This is a genomic window from Myroides odoratimimus (genome assembly GCF_004337635.1).
Taxonomy (GTDB): domain Bacteria; phylum Bacteroidota; class Bacteroidia; order Flavobacteriales; family Flavobacteriaceae; genus Flavobacterium; species Flavobacterium odoratimimum.
This window is the reverse complement of record NZ_CP037427.1, coordinates 1535057-1549625: the sequence shown is the minus strand read 5'-3', so window position 1 is coordinate 1549625 and position 14569 is coordinate 1535057. Positions and strand designations below refer to the sequence as shown.

The following is a 14569-nucleotide window of genomic DNA, read 5'->3' as shown; positions in this document are numbered from 1 at the left end:
AATAACATCTTTTATTAATAGCCCCTCTATTCTTTAAGAAACTTCTCTTTTTTTAGAACAGCACTAAGATAAAAGAGCTAATGATTTACACCTATATCATTAGCTCTTTACTTATACTTAACTTCCTTTATCTATAAATCAAATTCATAATCAAAATGACCACAACGGCTATCCAATGAAACAAGATTGTATACCAAAACTTCTTCTTGCTAGGGTTTGCCATTTCACGAATAGCCTGAATCACTCGATCTTTTATAATCTCACGGATATTTAACTTCGGATCGTTAAAAGGGATATCATCTACCTTCAGCTTTTTAAACCCATAAATCAACAATTTCTTCACCCCATTTATTCTCACTCTGATTTTTAATATTACTGATAATCTGCATTTGTATTAAAGAGAAATCAAACCCTTTTTGCATCCAGTTTTGTTTATCAGACGCAGATGTATCACTAATAACTTTATCTAATGCTCTATCTATTAATGGAAACAGCAGACTCTCACCTTTGTCAGTCAATAATCTATTTGCTACTCTTTTAACAGCATGAGAACTCGCCATAGAAAAAACAAAGTAATTACTAATCGCTATAACAGTTAATAAGACACTCTGGATAGGTGCAATCATAAAGACCACGAATATAGCCATTATACCTGCCGAACCACCCAAATTACCAGGTTGGTTATAAGGCCTATACATAAATAACAAAAGACCTATAGTAAAAGAAAACACTGCGCTTAATGATCCTACCGCATATACCTTAAAGAAACTACTCCCGCCTATAAAAGATAATTTAGCGGCATACTTTACCTTATCTAACATCGTAAAAATATCGTTATCTTAAAAATGAAATAATCAAGATAACTATCCAATGGTAAGCGACTATCATCCAAAAGAATTGCTTATCAGGTGTCGCAAAATCTTTAATCACTTCGATCACTCTACTCTTTATCTCTGAACGAACATTAAACTTCGGATCGCCAAATGGAATATCATCTAACCTCAACTTAGAAAATCCTAACACAAGTAAATACCTCAACCATTTATTCGTAGTCTCTTCCTTAACAGTATTAATCGTTTGCAACTTTAACATTGAGTAATCAACTCCTCTCTGTAGCATATTCTGTCTCTCTGTCTCTCCTATTTTTCCCATCGTCTTATCCATCACTTTATCCATAATAGGGTCTAATAGCACCTCTGCTTTATCATCTAAGATACGTCTAGCCACCTTTCTGAAAGCATACTGTGTCGAAAAAGAAAAAACAAAATAAATACTAATCAACGTGATTAGTAGTAACACTGATAGATAAGGATAGTCAATAATAAAAGTTCTAAATGAACTATAACGGACTTCTCCTAATTTGTTTGTATAACTACCATTAGATAGCAAGACTATACCTATAATCAAACTCAACACCGCACTAAATACTCCAAACACAGCGATCTTTAAAAAACTAAACGCTCCATAACCAGAGATTTTTAGCCCATACTTTACATTATCTATCATATAATAGTTAATTAAATTACAAACAATAAAAATAAATAATTTTGTTAAATTAACTATTTTAAACTTTTATTTTTAAATAATAAAACCCTACAATAAACACTCAAGTAATAATAAATAAAAAATAAAGATTATATCTTCCGAAAAAACTATTATCAAACAGTAATCACCTCATATTCTGAATTTGGAATACTCATCTTTAGACTATTCCCCTATCTTTTACTTAAGAAGTTACTCTATATAAACAGTATATCAACTCCTCAATCACATAGAGTCATCACACTATAGTACTTTAATTTATTATTCTACTCTCTATCACTATTCAAAGAGCATAAAAAAACTCCTAAGCATAATCGCTTAGGAGTTTTTCTAATTTTTATCTTCATATAAAATACATAACATTTTATAAAATATAATTAATTTTAAATACTCCAATAAATAAAGTCAATCACTAAATCAACGATATATACATTGAAGGCTTTAAAAATATCAAATCATAATGACGATTATCAATTGTACTTACAGTCATATATACTTCATCATGCTCCACATTAACAGCAACAATCATACTAATTATACCAAAATTACTTCCTAAGTTATCAAATTTAGAATTAGGATATAATCTAGATAATGCCTTACTCCAACTTTCAATAATTAGAATACATTTTCTATCTATCACTTCATCTTTTTCTAAATCATAGAAACCGTCGAAGCTTAATTCTATTTTTTTTTCATCTATAGCATAAACAAACTTACTTACAACTTCATCATCAAAAGTATATAGTAATTTATTATTTCTAATTAAATTCATATTCTTCTTAATTACTTAATCCTAATGCATGTATCAGCACTTCCAAAATTTACTGGTTACATCATTCATCAAATCTCCTAATACACCAGCCTGCACTAAGAACTGACTTCCTTTATCTAATAAAATTAATCATTATTCACTCAACAGAATAACATTATTCAAAGACCATAAAAAACTCCTAAACAATTATGCTTAGGAGTTTATATTTAAACAAATAACAATAATCAATTAATATCACTTCACTCTAACAATCTTTAGCTATACCTCTTTATTAAAAAGGAATCCCATACCCTACCTTCAAATATAACAGGTAATAAGAATCCTTCTTTCACTAATTCTTTTAATTTTTCATTCAGTTTATCATCATCAATATCAATATTATAATAACTATCAATAAAATCCTTTAATTTTATTGAAGTAAATTGATAAGTTAAATCATCAATATAGCGTATAAAATTAAAGTCACATTTTATATTCCCTTTCTGGATGAAACAACCTCCACCATGATAATGGTATTCGTACCCATCAATATTACCATGTTTATAATTTTTAGTACCATTTGAATTAATATTAATCTTATAAATCTCCTGATATATATCTTCTTCAACCAAATTCAAACTACTTCTTATCACTTTTTCAAATTCATGAATAAATCTAACATATTCATTCAAATATTTCTTTATATCATTCATAACTAATTTATTGTATATAGTCTCTTATCACTTTATCCATTCTTTATCCCCACTAACACTTTAACGATCGCCTCATTCTCAAGAACTCTATTCATTAATAACATATAAATCAATATCTATCTCTGCATTCAATTTCACTAGTAGATTTAGTAATCTTTTATCAAAAAAAAATACCAGGTACCTGATTTGGAAATATTTCAGGAATAATAAATAATTTTGATGTTAAATTGTTATCATTTATATATTTTACTATTATATCAACTTTAGACGAAAATAATTCCACAAACTGTTCAGTAACATCTTCTGATAACAAAGTATTAGTCTTTCTAAAACTATATTCCCAATTCGTTTCTTTTCTAAGAACTACATTTGGATGATATTTATCTATTCTATCTCCCTTTTTCCAATAAGCAGTAGGAATAATCCCAATTGCTTTGGTTAATTCTCTAGGATTCCAATTATCCCCAAAAATCGAATATATCAATCTAAAGTTTGTCATATTTTTTACTATTTAATAAATATATCATGTATTGATAGGTGTTCCTTTTCCTTCCTTCGCTATTATCAAGACTTCATCAGTCTTAGTATGTCTATATAAATCATATCGTGCAATTTTTACATTATCAAAAAATATCTAATCATTAATTACCAAGTAATCAAGACCACGATCATCAAATACATTTACAACAATCTTATCTTCAAAATTGATAAAGAAAGCAGTAATATTAATTGAAGGCTCTAATCCCAATTCATAATTTAAATGGCTCAAAAGCAATTGTTTCAATCCCTCTTCTTTAAGATTAAAATGATACAGACCTACTGCACTATCATCATTAATTTCTATTAAAAGACAATTATTTGAAAAACTATCACTTTCAGCTAAATCCCAAAAAGTAATTCGAACATAACAATACCCACTCTTAAAATTCTTTTCTATCAAAGCAATTATTACCTCTAAAATCTCAAAAACATTATCCTCTCTAAAACTAATTCTTTCAACTCTAAATACCTCTTTAATAGTTTCAAATGAACATATTCCAAAAGTACTCCTAGCTTTTTCATCAAATTCTTTTAATACCATATCATAAAGCTTTTTAAAATTTCATTGGTAGTACCTATTCTAGTTAAATACCCCATTAGTTCCAAAGATCTTCCAGACACCATCTTATTTAGACCCACTTCTACTAAAAACTCTCTCTTTCTAAAAACATCTCACTTCTTTATTAATTGATTTTACTAACAAATAATATACTTCCCTAATAACAATCTTTAGCTATACCTCTTTATTAAAAAGGAATTCCATACTCTACCTCCAAATATAACAGGTAGTAAAAATCCTTCTTTCACTAATTCTTTTAGTTTTTCATTCAGTTTATCATCATCAATATCAACATGATAATAACTATCAATAAAATCTTTAAGCGCAAATGACGTAAAATTATAGGTTAAATCATCAATATAGTGTACGAAGTCAAAGTCACATCTTACATCTCCCTTTTGAATAAAACATCCAGCTCCATGATAATGGTATTCATATCCATCAATGTTACCATGTTTATAATTTTTAGTACCATTTGAGTTAATATTAATCTTATAAATCTCCTGATATATATCCTCTTCTTTAAGGCTTAATTTATCTCTAAGCGTTTCTTCAAAATCATGAATAAACCGAACATACTCACTCAGATATTTCTTTATATCATTCATAATTAATTTATTATACATAACCTTTTATCTTTCTTGCCTAATGCTAAGCATTACTTCTCGTTGAATAATTATTACATTATCACTAATCAGTAGTTCACTTCACTACAGTATCGTCATGCTCACTAAATATTTTATCTACATTCTCTTTACTGTTCAAATCCCAATACCACCATTTATTAGGATTATTTCTCTCTAATAAAAAACGTCTTTGGTAAGCGACTTTAAACAACTCTAGAAAAAGAATAAAAACATTTACTAATTCATAATCTGGCAAATTAATTATATTCCTGAGGCTATACTCTTTTACATCTTTGCGAAGCATCACACATGGAGTACAAGTCTCTTTAAGCCCACTATTTTTAATCACAGCATCCACATCTGTAATTAAAGGTTTAGATTGTTGTATTAAAAAAACGAGGCTCTCTAAAAAAAGCCTCTTACTATCTTCTTTATTAAAGAGCTCTGTAACGACTTCTATCCCAATTATAGATTGTCCATACCTATTTACTATTACTTCCTTCTCTTTATTCATTATTTCTTCTAGCTTTTATTACTATACAACGTCGATTAATATCTCCTCCTTTCTCCGAAAACATCTATCTTTCTAAGAATTCAATCAGTTGCAATTTTTGCTCCTACAAAAAAGGATTCTTAACCTTACTAATCAACGGAAGTATTGTACACCTAGTTGAAAGTAAACTGTTTTTGTATTTAAAATTACTTGTACAGCGTAATAAAGTTAACTATTATTCTCTCAACTCTCTATCACTATTCAAACACCATAAAAAAACTCCTAAGCAATTATGCTTAGGAGTTAAATTTCACATCCCTAAATAAAAACCACACCACCTCCCTAGCCTTAATCACAACTTGACAGGATACTGCTCCCATAGTGATCGCATTAAAAACAGCCTTAATTATGTGAGCACTATCCCATAACTATGCGACCAGTATGCGATAAATCAAAAATAAACCAACGAAAAAGGCAGTAAAACCGAGGTTTTACTGCCTTCTCTGATATTTTTTATTTTTCTTTAAAACGATCGTTTCTATTTTCGATATTGTGCTATTGCCTTCTGTATTGCAGGCCTAAACTGTACGCTGATATAATCTTCACTAGTAGGGGCACTAAACATAAACATTGGATTCTCAGGAAATCCCTCTGTCGTTCTAAATAAGACGAAATAACTCTTACCTGCTTTACCCGCATTCATCCATTCGTCAAATTTATAATAATCAGCTACAGAGCGTCTCTCTCTCACCACGATCAGCACATCGTTTATCTCATTCCACTTGAGTTGCTTCTCTTTGAGTAGGCTTTTATACGTCACTCCTTCTACGTCTATACTTACTTTGATAAAAAAACATTTATAGACAAAAACGACGAATAGAAATAACATAACAGCACTAAGAGACTTGGCTAATCCATTGCCAACTTGTAGAAAGAAAATAGACATCCCTAAAAAAGGAAGTAAACAAAATACGAATAGCAATATCTTACTCGTCAAATTATAATAACTAAACCTCATCTTATTTATGTTCTATTTTAGTTGTTATTGCTAATGCAGCAAGGTATCCGTTCGTCCATGCATTCTGAAAATTAAACCCTCCTGTGATGGCATCTATATTTAAAATCTCCCCTGCAAAGTACAAATTATTGTGCAATTTACTTTCCATGGTTTTAAAGTTAACCTCTTTTAGGTCTACCCCTCCAGCAGTAACAAACTCGTCTTTAAACGTGCTTTTACCATTGACTTGATATTCTCCTTGAGTCAATTCCCCACATAGTATATCTAACTGCTTATTAGTCACATCTGCCCATTTGGTATCTTCTGCTATTCCTGATATCACGACCATGCGTTCCCATAGTCTATTAGGCAAATCTAATTCTATACGCTTAATCACATTCTTTTTTGCATGATCTTTACGGATGCGTTGCAATTCTTCTTTTAGAGACTCGAAGCTGTGCTGTGGCATCCAATTTACTGTGATATGAAACTGATATTTCTTGTCTGCTAATATTCTAGCACCCCAAGCAGAAAGACGCAATATACCAGGCCCACTCATCCCCCAGTGGGTAATTAATAAAGGCCCTGATGCTTCTAACTTAGTCCCCTTAACACTTACCTCAGCAGGTGTAGCTACTCCCATCAAATCTTTGATGCGTTTATCATTGATATTAAATGTAAATAATGAAGGTACTGGCTCTACTATCTTATGTCCTAATTCGGCTACTGTATTCCACATCTTAGGATTACTCCCCGTAGTCATGATTAGATAAGTCGCTTCGTAGTTACCTGTTGTGGTATCTAGCTTCCAACTGTTCTCTTTCTTAAAGATGCCCTGTACACTACTACTCGTGATGACTTCTATCTTCAGCTTCTGTACTGCCTTCATAAAACAGTCTATAATAGTCTGAGAAGAGTCTGTATCAGGGAACATTCTACCATCCTCTTCTATCTTTAATGTCACGCCATGTCTATCAAACCACTCAATAGTATCACCTGAACAAAACTGATGAAAAGGCCCTAATAGCTCTTTTGCACCACGAGGGTAGAACTGCGTTAATTCTTTCGGATCAAAACAAGCATGAGTCACATTACATCTTCCTCCTCCTGATATTCTTACTTTAGAAAGCACTTCTTTTCCTCTCTCGATAATCGCTATTTTTAGTCCTTTATTTTGTTCTGCAAGATTAATTGCAGTAAAAAAACCTGCTGCTCCACCTCCGACTAATATGACATCATAATTCATTGAAAAACCTATTTTAACGTTTAAGACTCTCTTCTAGAGTTTTTTTATTGAGTGTAAAAAATTATCTTTACGCCAACAAAGATACTTACTTACGATCGCACCACTATCATTGTTAAATTAAGAATATGAAAAAATTACCTTTCTTAGCTTTAATTGTCTTGTTCTCTATGTGTAAATCTGCTTCTCACGTAGCCACGAAACCGCCTAAAGAACTGACAGTAGATGAGCGTATCGAAAAAATCAAAGAGGAAGATAGACTTCCTGAAGAAGATGATGTAATGGATCTACCTGATTATGCTCAGGTGAGAGATGACTTTAGATCCGTTACTGACAAAACGAAAGCAAACTACCTTAGAGGAATGAATGCTTCTGCTGATAACTACTCTGTAGTCATCTTAACTAAAGGCTTTAAAGGAGAAAATATCTCTATCAAAGGAAATAGCAAGACCTACTACTACGCCATGACCATGAGTGATCTACGCTCTGGTATAGCGAAGTCTATCCGTGTAGACAACACGCAAAATATAGTATTAAAAGACAGTTATACAGGAGGCTCACTGACGATAGAAAGTGACCATGCTAAAATGTTTAAATTCATCTATGTGATGAAAAACAACGCAAATAAGGAAACTCCTTTTAAAGTGACATTTAGCAATACGCTACGTCCTGTTCGATAATCTTCAATAATGGAAAAAAGAGACCTTGTCCTTAGAATGATACAACAAACGGCTCAATTACTTAGAGCCGTTTTTAATTCGCTTCCTATCGATGACTTCGAGACCGAACAGCAAGTACAAGACTTCACCTCGTCTCTTAAGGAGAACTTACACCTAGATCTAGACAAATTTATCCTGCTTACAGATGAAGAAGTTCTGACTTACTTATTAACCATAGAGGGAATGGATATCGAAAATATAGAATCACTGGCTGACATCCTAAGACTACTAGCTCTCAAAACTCAAGATTCTTTAAACGAAAAAAGTGCTCTCCTAAATAGCAAAGCACTTCTGTTATTTCAATATGTATCAGATACATCTAAGACCTACGACTGGGGAAGAGAGAATAAAATTATCACCCTAAAAAGTCGTCTAACTTAGTTCTTAGAAGCTCTCTTTTCTTTAGCTCCGATCACTAAGGCAAACAACAATACTACTACTGCTGATATAAGCAGAAATAGCCCTATCCCAAAGTTTTGCATTGCTACTAGACTTGTACCTATAGATATCATTAATAATCCTACTATTAATACCCCCTTTACTTCTCTTCATATTTCTTTTTGTTTCTACTTTTTTTATACGCTTTTACTACTGCCTCACCCATAAAAATGTCAGTACTTGCTTCTAAATGAAAATCAATATTATTTGTTGATCTACCAACTTTGATTTTATTATCTTCAAATCCAATAAATGAAGCTACTAAAGTAAGCCTTTTAGTATTATATTTTTTAGGAATAACTAACTCATACTCTCCTTCCATATTAGTTTGAGTACCAATATTAGTTCCTTTAATCATAACAACTGTACCAGGTAATTCAAGGTTTGACTCATAAGCCTTTCCTTTAATCACTCTTGTATTCTCATTCTTAGTTTCATTCTGAACTAACGTTGGTAAAGGAGTACTTGTCTTAGTATCTTGACATACAGATTCCACCTTAGGTTTCTCTTGAGCTACAGCTGTACTTATAGTTGTTAGTGCTAACAAATTTACCATTGTAGCCACCATACCATTCAGTCCAAAAGACTTTCTGATTTTCTCTTCTTCTAAGTCTGTACCTATATACTGACGTGGAATACGTCCGCATATTTTTCCCTCTTTCTTAATATAATTGATGATATCTCGCTTACTTGCTTTAGAGAAGTCAACGACTACCTTATCACATACAGCACAGTGTCTCCCTTTATCTTGAGGAGCCATTTTATCCCAATCTTCATGACAGGGTTCTGGTATTTCGATTCTGTATTTCATAGTTACTAATATAGCGAATGATAACACAAACATAAATAATAAAAAACGCATAGTGGTATCTATGCGTTTTTTATTATTTAAAACTATTAGCTATTTTCTTCCAGCCTTCTTCTACCGACTTAGAGAATACTTTCTTTGTCTTATCTGCCTTTTCTACCACAGGTTTATCTACTTTGCCCTCGCTAGGTATAAATGCTCCTTTGGCTAGAATATTCTCTTCACCATTAAACAACATGACTTTTAAATCATATTCTCCTTTCTCTCCATCATTACAGCTCGTCACATAAGACACGATTACTTCAGTCACTCCATCATTATCTAAATCAGTAACAACTGTCCCCATAGGTACATATCCTATATATGGTGCAGGGCTTCCTTCACCGCAGGGTACGACATCATACATCTTCATCGTCATCACATAGCCATTATCATCGTCTTTATTCGTGAACATATACATATAGATTTCACCTTTCGTTCCAGAAGAATACTGACCAAACCCTTTCTGAGACAAGTCTCTATAAGGGAAATACCCCGTAGTCGTTAGAATCAATATTTTCTCTCCTTCTTTATCTTTCCAACTAATAGATTCCATTACAGTTCCTCTAAAGTCGAAGGTCTTCGGAATATCGTTATACAATAGCGTCTTTGCCTTAACAGGAGACTCCTTGTCATATATCTGCATCTTCCATTTAGGTTGTAAGGTACGTTCTAAGTTTCTTGTATTTTGTCCCATCACAACAGAAGAGATAAACAAAAAACTACAGCACAAAAAAAGTAATCTTGACATTATATACATTATTAGAGTTTGATTTTTTCTTTATCCCATGATACCACCACGACACCTTTAGAATAATGTTGTGCAATCACATCAGCTTCTGTCAAGTGCAGATCGCCTATACTATAATCAAACTCCATTGTATCAAATTTTATTGTTCTAATAGGCCATTCTTTATGGTGTATCTGATATCGAAACAGCTCCTCATGTACATATACATACAGACAATAACGCTCTGTCAACCACAAATCTAATGTAGACTTATCCTTAACTTTCTCCCCTTTTTGATATTCAAGTTTTAGAAAGAAGCGTTTCTTTTCGTTTAAAGATAGATAAGCATTTTTCTCACGAATTATATCTGACTTTTCATAAGGTAACCCAGATATCGTACGAGATACAAATGCAGATAGGCTTTTTCCTACTTCTATATTGATAAAATAAACTCCTGGTTTTCCATCTATCACAACATAAGTACGCACGTTAATCTCATCAAAATCAGATACCACACCCACTGCAGGTAAACGACGTGGACGAATATTCTCCATCGTGAATGGCACGATAGATACATAGTACTTCCCATCTAGACTATCCAGTTCTAAGTCTTCTGGCACTAAGGGTCTCAGTACCTCTAGAGGCACTTCAAAATGTAAAAAGATAGCTCTATTCCACTCTTGATAGAACTTCCAAGGTCCTTCAGGCAATGCCCAAGGACGATGGGACACTGAACTTAACACATCATCTATTTGGCTCATATTGTATTTTTTTACTAAGCAATTTACATAAATAAACACAACCTTATTACTATTTAAAGACAATTAATCTCAATCAAATATCCTCAAACCATCAAAAGCTGAATAGAAGCTACCTTATCACTATATTCATTAATTCACTTCAGCTGTCCACTCAATCCCACTGATATCTATCAGTCGAAGAACAACACTCTGTTTAGGATGAGCTACACCAGGCTCAAAAGTAAGATCAGCCTTTGCACCTAAAGGAATAATCAAACTGTGTTTACCAGGAGCTATCTTAGCTACATAGCGATTACTGATTTGTTCTTTACTCAGTTTTGACAGTGCTTCACCATCCCACTTCTGAATAACCTCTCCATCCCTAGTTTCTAATTGCACACCTATAAGGAATGATCCATATACATCTGCACCTTCTACACGATATACTTCAAACTTCAACTGTCCTTCTCTCCAAGTCACATCTGCCAACTCTAGCTTAGGCTTAACAGACTTATTGTGTAGAGTACCAAACACTCCTCCGTGGAAAACTTGATTCGTATATAATGTCAATAATAACACCGCAAAAGATCCTATGAATACCACAGGCTTAAGATTCTTAATAGGTAATTCTCCTGAGCCTAAGAAACCAAACCACTTCTTAGTCGTAAATGCCTTGCCTTTCTTTGCAAAATAATAATCTAGAGAACCATATCCACCTCCTGTCAAGAATAACATAAATCCTGTTGCTACACCTAGCACTCCTATCTGCCATTCGTCTAAACATGTAGTCCCTATCCAGCCAGAACCTAGTAAGATTCCCATCGCCAAAAAGAATACCCCTACAGACATCAGCCTAGTGAATAGACCTAACATAATAAACAATCCTACAATAGCCTCTACTATTGTAAAGATAACCATCGCCCACCATAGCATATCAGGATTGCTCACTAGATATTCTATAAGCGGTTTTATACCTAAAGCATTTGGCAAAAAATGATTAAACTTCGCACCAATATATCCTGCTTCTTCTTCTATTAATTTGTTCTCTAATATTAACCTACGCCAAAAAGCAGAGAAATAAGTCCATCCAACTACTAAGCGAATTCCAAGTGTAAAAAATCCAGCCGTTGTATACGACTGCTTATTAAAAATTTGCATGATTTTAAATTAAAATAGTGTAATCAATTTGTTTTAACTCATTAAAATACAAACCCATAGATCATTATCCCGTCGTTCATTCTAGAGAATAACAATACTTAGGTAAGTATATAAATCCTTACGCTATAGCTAATTTAAACTGCTGATATAATATATATTTAGGAGGGTCGGTTCCTGCTATATTAAGAATATAGTCTAATTGTACTCCCTTACTGTGGTGAAATAAAGCCAAGTCTACTCCCGTTGTATAAGCCAACGAACTCAACGATATTCCTTTTACTTTTTGCTTTAACTGCTTTGAAGAAACAGTTACAGATGAAGTCTCTACATCACAAGAAATCTGATTAACGCCTAATGCTTTATTTGCATTCAAAGAACGTTCTACCTGAAGTCCTGATACCTCAAAAAAAGCCTTCTTAGCAGAACAGCCAACTGTAGTAAACATCAAGAGTGCTATCCATAGATAACACTGTATTTGTACCGCTACTTTCTTTTTCAAGGTTAACATTTAATATATACTCTCATCATTAAAGGCTCAAAAATAGCCTTTTAAGTTTAATTTTAACAATTACAATTGACAAAGTATTGTTAAACTAGGCTTGTTAGATTTACGAGAAAGTTCTCTTCATCCACTCCTTCAACCTTAAAACGAGCTACTGTGCCAGGGCTCATCTTCTCTCTAGACAATACAGACAGGCACTGATGATAATCTGCTAAGCCATAAAAAGAGCTTCCTAGATAGACCATAACACCTTGTGGATAAAAACAGACTATCTCTCCTTCTACCTGATCACCTAGCTCCTTTTTAAATACAGCCCAATGCTCTTCATAAAGCATTTTACTCTGTGACCATTGATCGAGAAACTCCTCATGACTTATTTCATTTAGAAAACCCTTATCCTCCTCTTCTAACAGCGTTTCGGGCAAAAAGAACTCTTGATCTCTTATCTCAATATAACTATTTGTCCAACAGTCATTATGATTAGTCACACTACGCAGATAATAGCCTTCTTCAGACACCTCATAATAACTGATACAGCCTTCCACTCCCTCGAGTTCTAAATGGTCATAACTATAATATGCATTCATATTTATTACTATTAATGAGGTATAAACTCATAAGGCATACACATTACCCTTTCTAATTTTCGCATTAGCTCTTCTTCTGTATCTACATAAATAGTATGATGCTCTACTATATTATTTAAGTTAACAAGGATTGCTCCTTTAGCAATAGGGTGTTTAAGCTTAACCAACGATATTTTAAACTGATTATCTATCCAGATCACCTCTATAAACAATTTGTCATTACTAGCGAAGTACAGTAGCTCATTGGATTGATAACTCTTCTTTCCTCTTATCAGCTTATGAACGACAACATACCAATACCCGTACTGAACAAACGGTAGCAAATCCTGATCTGTCTGATTTAATAACTTTTGTACAACCTCTTTTACACTTCCCAGATCATGACTTTGACAGAGGACTTCATACTTCCTAAACTCACCTTCATAATCCCAACTACCGAGCACACGATTATACTCCATATATTCTACTTCATACCCTACCTTATCATTACTATACATCACATATATACCTCTACCATCCTTTATATTCTCAGCCGTAAATAATAAAGTATCTTCTAGATATCCCTCTCCTATTGGATTATTAATACCTACAGACCAATGTTCTGATACCGCTAATGTCCATGACCACTGCGTGGACTTTTCTATTTTCTCTATAATTTCTTTCTGACACTTATAAAGTTGAGCCAAGTACTTACCATCACTTCCCTTCTTCTCTTCTCCTTCTATATACGATAACCAATCTTTTAAGATATCCATGAACACCAACTTTCCCTCCTCAGTTAGATCATCTTCATATAGAACTACTTCACGCTTCAGCACTCCATATTCATCAAAATTACTTGAAGAAACAAGACGCTTATTCTCAGCAAAACTCAACAAGGTCACAATCCCTTCTTCGGGAACTTCCTTGTGATTTGCTAAGTACTCGTTTATATTGAATATGTCTCTTCTCATATTATTCTTTTTATTATGCTAAGCGATACTATCTCTTACCATTCTTATACGGTGTCAAAAGTACGAAAGACTATAATAATACTTTCTACCTATGACGATATTGCCTACTTATGCCTACTAATAAACACTTATGGTCGCATAAACTGGGACACTATACAATAAAAAAAGAGGCTATCTTGCAACAGATAACCTCTCCAGATTGTCATTCTCTCCAACTTGCTCATAAAGATTCAGACTTTCTTTACTTAAAACCTACATTAAGCATTAGTAAAGCCTTATGGTCAACATCTCTATTTAATTAAATCAGTACTCAAAACATAGCACTTATGCTTCTTCTTTAATTAATGATAGTCTCTTTGCGATATCAACCTAAGCATCACTAATGAATCCAATAGATTTTGTTTTAAAAAATACTATATTATGAAAGGATA

General features: G+C 32.9%; 21 protein-coding genes. 2 read left to right on the top strand and 19 right to left on the bottom strand.

Features of this window, described 5'->3' with window-relative positions; genetic code table 11:
* Positions 1–127 precede the first annotated feature (127 nt).
* From E0Z07_RS07170 to E0Z07_RS07120, 11 genes are all read right to left on the bottom strand, one after another.
* Complete coding sequence (locus E0Z07_RS07170) at positions 128–343, bottom strand: hypothetical protein (protein ID WP_225581571.1); 216 nt, start codon at positions 341–343, stop codon at positions 128–130.
* On the bottom strand, positions 315–821 hold the full coding sequence (locus tag E0Z07_RS07165) for a hypothetical protein (RefSeq protein ID WP_006257501.1): 507 nt from the start codon (positions 819–821) through the stop codon (positions 315–317). Before E0Z07_RS07165 ends, E0Z07_RS07170 begins: the two co-directional genes overlap by 29 nt.
* A gap of 13 nt (positions 822–834) precedes the next feature.
* The gene (locus E0Z07_RS07160; RefSeq protein ID WP_006257502.1) at positions 835–1506 is read right to left on the bottom strand and encodes a hypothetical protein; all 672 of its coding nucleotides are present in this window, start codon (positions 1504–1506) and stop codon (positions 835–837) included.
* A gap of 448 nt (positions 1507–1954) precedes the next feature.
* Complete coding sequence (locus E0Z07_RS07155) at positions 1955–2314, bottom strand: hypothetical protein (RefSeq protein ID WP_006257503.1); 360 nt, start codon at positions 2312–2314, stop codon at positions 1955–1957.
* Positions 2315–2568: 254 nt separating this feature from the next.
* Complete coding sequence (locus E0Z07_RS07150; protein ID WP_006257504.1) at positions 2569–3006, bottom strand: DUF6896 domain-containing protein; 438 nt, start codon at positions 3004–3006, stop codon at positions 2569–2571.
* A gap of 160 nt (positions 3007–3166) precedes the next feature.
* On the bottom strand, positions 3167–3505 hold the full coding sequence (locus E0Z07_RS07145; RefSeq protein ID WP_233446019.1) for a DUF4279 domain-containing protein: 339 nt from the start codon (positions 3503–3505) through the stop codon (positions 3167–3169).
* 135 nt (positions 3506–3640) lie between these two features.
* Positions 3641–4087, bottom strand: a complete 447-nt coding sequence (locus tag E0Z07_RS07140; RefSeq protein WP_006257506.1) for a DUF3885 domain-containing protein — start codon at positions 4085–4087, stop codon at positions 3641–3643.
* Between the two features lie 188 nt (positions 4088–4275).
* Positions 4276–4731 carry a DUF6896 domain-containing protein gene (locus E0Z07_RS07135; RefSeq protein WP_006257507.1) on the bottom strand — a complete coding sequence of 152 codons (456 nt, stop codon included), beginning with the start codon at positions 4729–4731 and terminating at the stop codon, positions 4276–4278.
* A gap of 76 nt (positions 4732–4807) precedes the next feature.
* On the bottom strand, positions 4808–5245 hold the full coding sequence (locus E0Z07_RS07130; RefSeq protein WP_006257508.1) for a DUF5958 family protein: 438 nt from the start codon (positions 5243–5245) through the stop codon (positions 4808–4810).
* 517 nt (positions 5246–5762) lie between these two features.
* The gene (locus E0Z07_RS07125; protein ID WP_006257509.1) at positions 5763–6242 is read right to left on the bottom strand and encodes a hypothetical protein; all 480 of its coding nucleotides are present in this window, start codon (positions 6240–6242) and stop codon (positions 5763–5765) included.
* A 1-nt stretch (position 6243) separates the two neighbouring features.
* Positions 6244–7467 carry a BaiN/RdsA family NAD(P)/FAD-dependent oxidoreductase gene (locus E0Z07_RS07120; RefSeq protein ID WP_006257510.1) on the bottom strand — a complete coding sequence of 408 codons (1224 nt, stop codon included), beginning with the start codon at positions 7465–7467 and terminating at the stop codon, positions 6244–6246.
* Positions 7468–7592: 125 nt separating this feature from the next.
* Between E0Z07_RS07120 and E0Z07_RS07115 the strand changes: the two genes are divergently transcribed.
* Together E0Z07_RS07115 and E0Z07_RS07110 are read left to right on the top strand one after the other, a co-directional pair.
* Positions 7593–8144 (top strand): hypothetical protein, encoded by a 552-nt coding sequence (locus E0Z07_RS07115; protein ID WP_006257511.1) that lies wholly within the window; start codon positions 7593–7595, stop codon positions 8142–8144.
* Positions 8145–8153: 9 nt separating this feature from the next.
* Positions 8154–8564: a hypothetical protein gene (locus tag E0Z07_RS07110; protein WP_006257512.1), complete on the top strand. Its 411-nt coding sequence runs from the start codon at positions 8154–8156 to the stop codon at positions 8562–8564.
* On the opposite strand, the gene E0Z07_RS18390 is transcribed toward E0Z07_RS07110, so the two are convergent.
* The 8 genes from E0Z07_RS18390 to E0Z07_RS07075 form a co-directional block, all read right to left on the bottom strand.
* The gene (locus E0Z07_RS18390) at positions 8561–8695 is read right to left on the bottom strand and encodes a hypothetical protein (protein WP_006257513.1); all 135 of its coding nucleotides are present in this window, start codon (positions 8693–8695) and stop codon (positions 8561–8563) included. The genes E0Z07_RS07110 and E0Z07_RS18390 overlap by 4 nt on opposite strands.
* A gap of 26 nt (positions 8696–8721) precedes the next feature.
* On the bottom strand, positions 8722–9432 hold the full coding sequence (locus E0Z07_RS07105) for a carboxypeptidase-like regulatory domain-containing protein (protein WP_225602620.1): 711 nt from the start codon (positions 9430–9432) through the stop codon (positions 8722–8724).
* 73 nt (positions 9433–9505) lie between these two features.
* Positions 9506–10219 carry a M949_RS01915 family surface polysaccharide biosynthesis protein gene (locus E0Z07_RS07100; protein WP_006257515.1) on the bottom strand — a complete coding sequence of 238 codons (714 nt, stop codon included), beginning with the start codon at positions 10217–10219 and terminating at the stop codon, positions 9506–9508.
* Positions 10220–10230: 11 nt separating this feature from the next.
* The gene (locus E0Z07_RS07095) at positions 10231–10959 is read right to left on the bottom strand and encodes a YqjF family protein (RefSeq protein ID WP_006257516.1); all 729 of its coding nucleotides are present in this window, start codon (positions 10957–10959) and stop codon (positions 10231–10233) included.
* Positions 10960–11088: 129 nt separating this feature from the next.
* Positions 11089–12096: a TQO small subunit DoxD gene (locus E0Z07_RS07090; protein ID WP_006257517.1), complete on the bottom strand. Its 1008-nt coding sequence runs from the start codon at positions 12094–12096 to the stop codon at positions 11089–11091.
* 118 nt (positions 12097–12214) lie between these two features.
* A complete protein-coding gene (locus E0Z07_RS07085; RefSeq protein ID WP_006257518.1) occupies positions 12215–12604 on the bottom strand; it encodes a hypothetical protein in 390 nt (129 codons plus the stop codon).
* An 80-nt stretch (positions 12605–12684) separates the two neighbouring features.
* On the bottom strand, positions 12685–13185 hold the full coding sequence (locus E0Z07_RS07080) for a hypothetical protein (RefSeq protein WP_006260534.1): 501 nt from the start codon (positions 13183–13185) through the stop codon (positions 12685–12687).
* 11 nt (positions 13186–13196) lie between these two features.
* On the bottom strand, positions 13197–14138 hold the full coding sequence (locus E0Z07_RS07075) for a hypothetical protein (protein ID WP_006260533.1): 942 nt from the start codon (positions 14136–14138) through the stop codon (positions 13197–13199).
* Positions 14139–14569 lie beyond the last annotated feature (431 nt).

Excerpts from the sequence above, each read along its gene's own strand:
- E0Z07_RS07150 (WP_006257504.1), bottom strand. The coding sequence starts at position 3,006 with ATGAATGATATAAAGAAATATTTGAATGAATATGTTAGATTTATTCAT.
- E0Z07_RS07085 (WP_006257518.1), bottom strand. The coding sequence starts at position 12,604 with ATGTTAACCTTGAAAAAGAAAGTAGCGGTACAAATACAGTGTTATCTA.
- E0Z07_RS07155 (WP_006257503.1), bottom strand. The coding sequence starts at position 2,314 with ATGAATTTAATTAGAAATAATAAATTACTATATACTTTTGATGATGAA.
- E0Z07_RS07160 (WP_006257502.1), bottom strand. The coding sequence starts at position 1,506 with ATGATAGATAATGTAAAGTATGGGCTAAAAATCTCTGGTTATGGAGCG.
- E0Z07_RS07135 (WP_006257507.1), bottom strand. The coding sequence starts at position 4,731 with ATGTATAATAAATTAATTATGAATGATATAAAGAAATATCTGAGTGAG.
- E0Z07_RS07075 (WP_006260533.1), bottom strand. The coding sequence starts at position 14,138 with ATGAGAAGAGACATATTCAATATAAACGAGTACTTAGCAAATCACAAG.
- E0Z07_RS07100 (WP_006257515.1), bottom strand. The coding sequence starts at position 10,219 with ATGTCAAGATTACTTTTTTTGTGCTGTAGTTTTTTGTTTATCTCTTCT.
- E0Z07_RS07140 (WP_006257506.1), bottom strand. The coding sequence starts at position 4,087 with ATGGTATTAAAAGAATTTGATGAAAAAGCTAGGAGTACTTTTGGAATA.
- E0Z07_RS07095 (WP_006257516.1), bottom strand. The coding sequence starts at position 10,959 with ATGAGCCAAATAGATGATGTGTTAAGTTCAGTGTCCCATCGTCCTTGG.
- E0Z07_RS07110 (WP_006257512.1), top strand. The coding sequence starts at position 8,154 with ATGGAAAAAAGAGACCTTGTCCTTAGAATGATACAACAAACGGCTCAA.
- E0Z07_RS07145 (WP_233446019.1), bottom strand. The coding sequence starts at position 3,505 with ATGACAAACTTTAGATTGATATATTCGATTTTTGGGGATAATTGGAAT.
- E0Z07_RS07165 (WP_006257501.1), bottom strand. The coding sequence starts at position 821 with ATGTTAGATAAGGTAAAGTATGCCGCTAAATTATCTTTTATAGGCGGG.
- E0Z07_RS07090 (WP_006257517.1), bottom strand. The coding sequence starts at position 12,096 with ATGCAAATTTTTAATAAGCAGTCGTATACAACGGCTGGATTTTTTACA.
- E0Z07_RS07125 (WP_006257509.1), bottom strand. The coding sequence starts at position 6,242 with ATGAGGTTTAGTTATTATAATTTGACGAGTAAGATATTGCTATTCGTA.
- E0Z07_RS07080 (WP_006260534.1), bottom strand. The coding sequence starts at position 13,185 with ATGAATGCATATTATAGTTATGACCATTTAGAACTCGAGGGAGTGGAA.
- E0Z07_RS07115 (WP_006257511.1), top strand. The coding sequence starts at position 7,593 with ATGAAAAAATTACCTTTCTTAGCTTTAATTGTCTTGTTCTCTATGTGT.
- E0Z07_RS07120 (WP_006257510.1), bottom strand. The coding sequence starts at position 7,467 with ATGAATTATGATGTCATATTAGTCGGAGGTGGAGCAGCAGGTTTTTTT.
- E0Z07_RS07130 (WP_006257508.1), bottom strand. The coding sequence starts at position 5,245 with ATGAATAAAGAGAAGGAAGTAATAGTAAATAGGTATGGACAATCTATA.
- E0Z07_RS07105 (WP_225602620.1), bottom strand. The coding sequence starts at position 9,432 with ATGAAATACAGAATCGAAATACCAGAACCCTGTCATGAAGATTGGGAT.
- E0Z07_RS18390 (WP_006257513.1), bottom strand. The coding sequence starts at position 8,695 with ATGATATCTATAGGTACAAGTCTAGTAGCAATGCAAAACTTTGGGATA.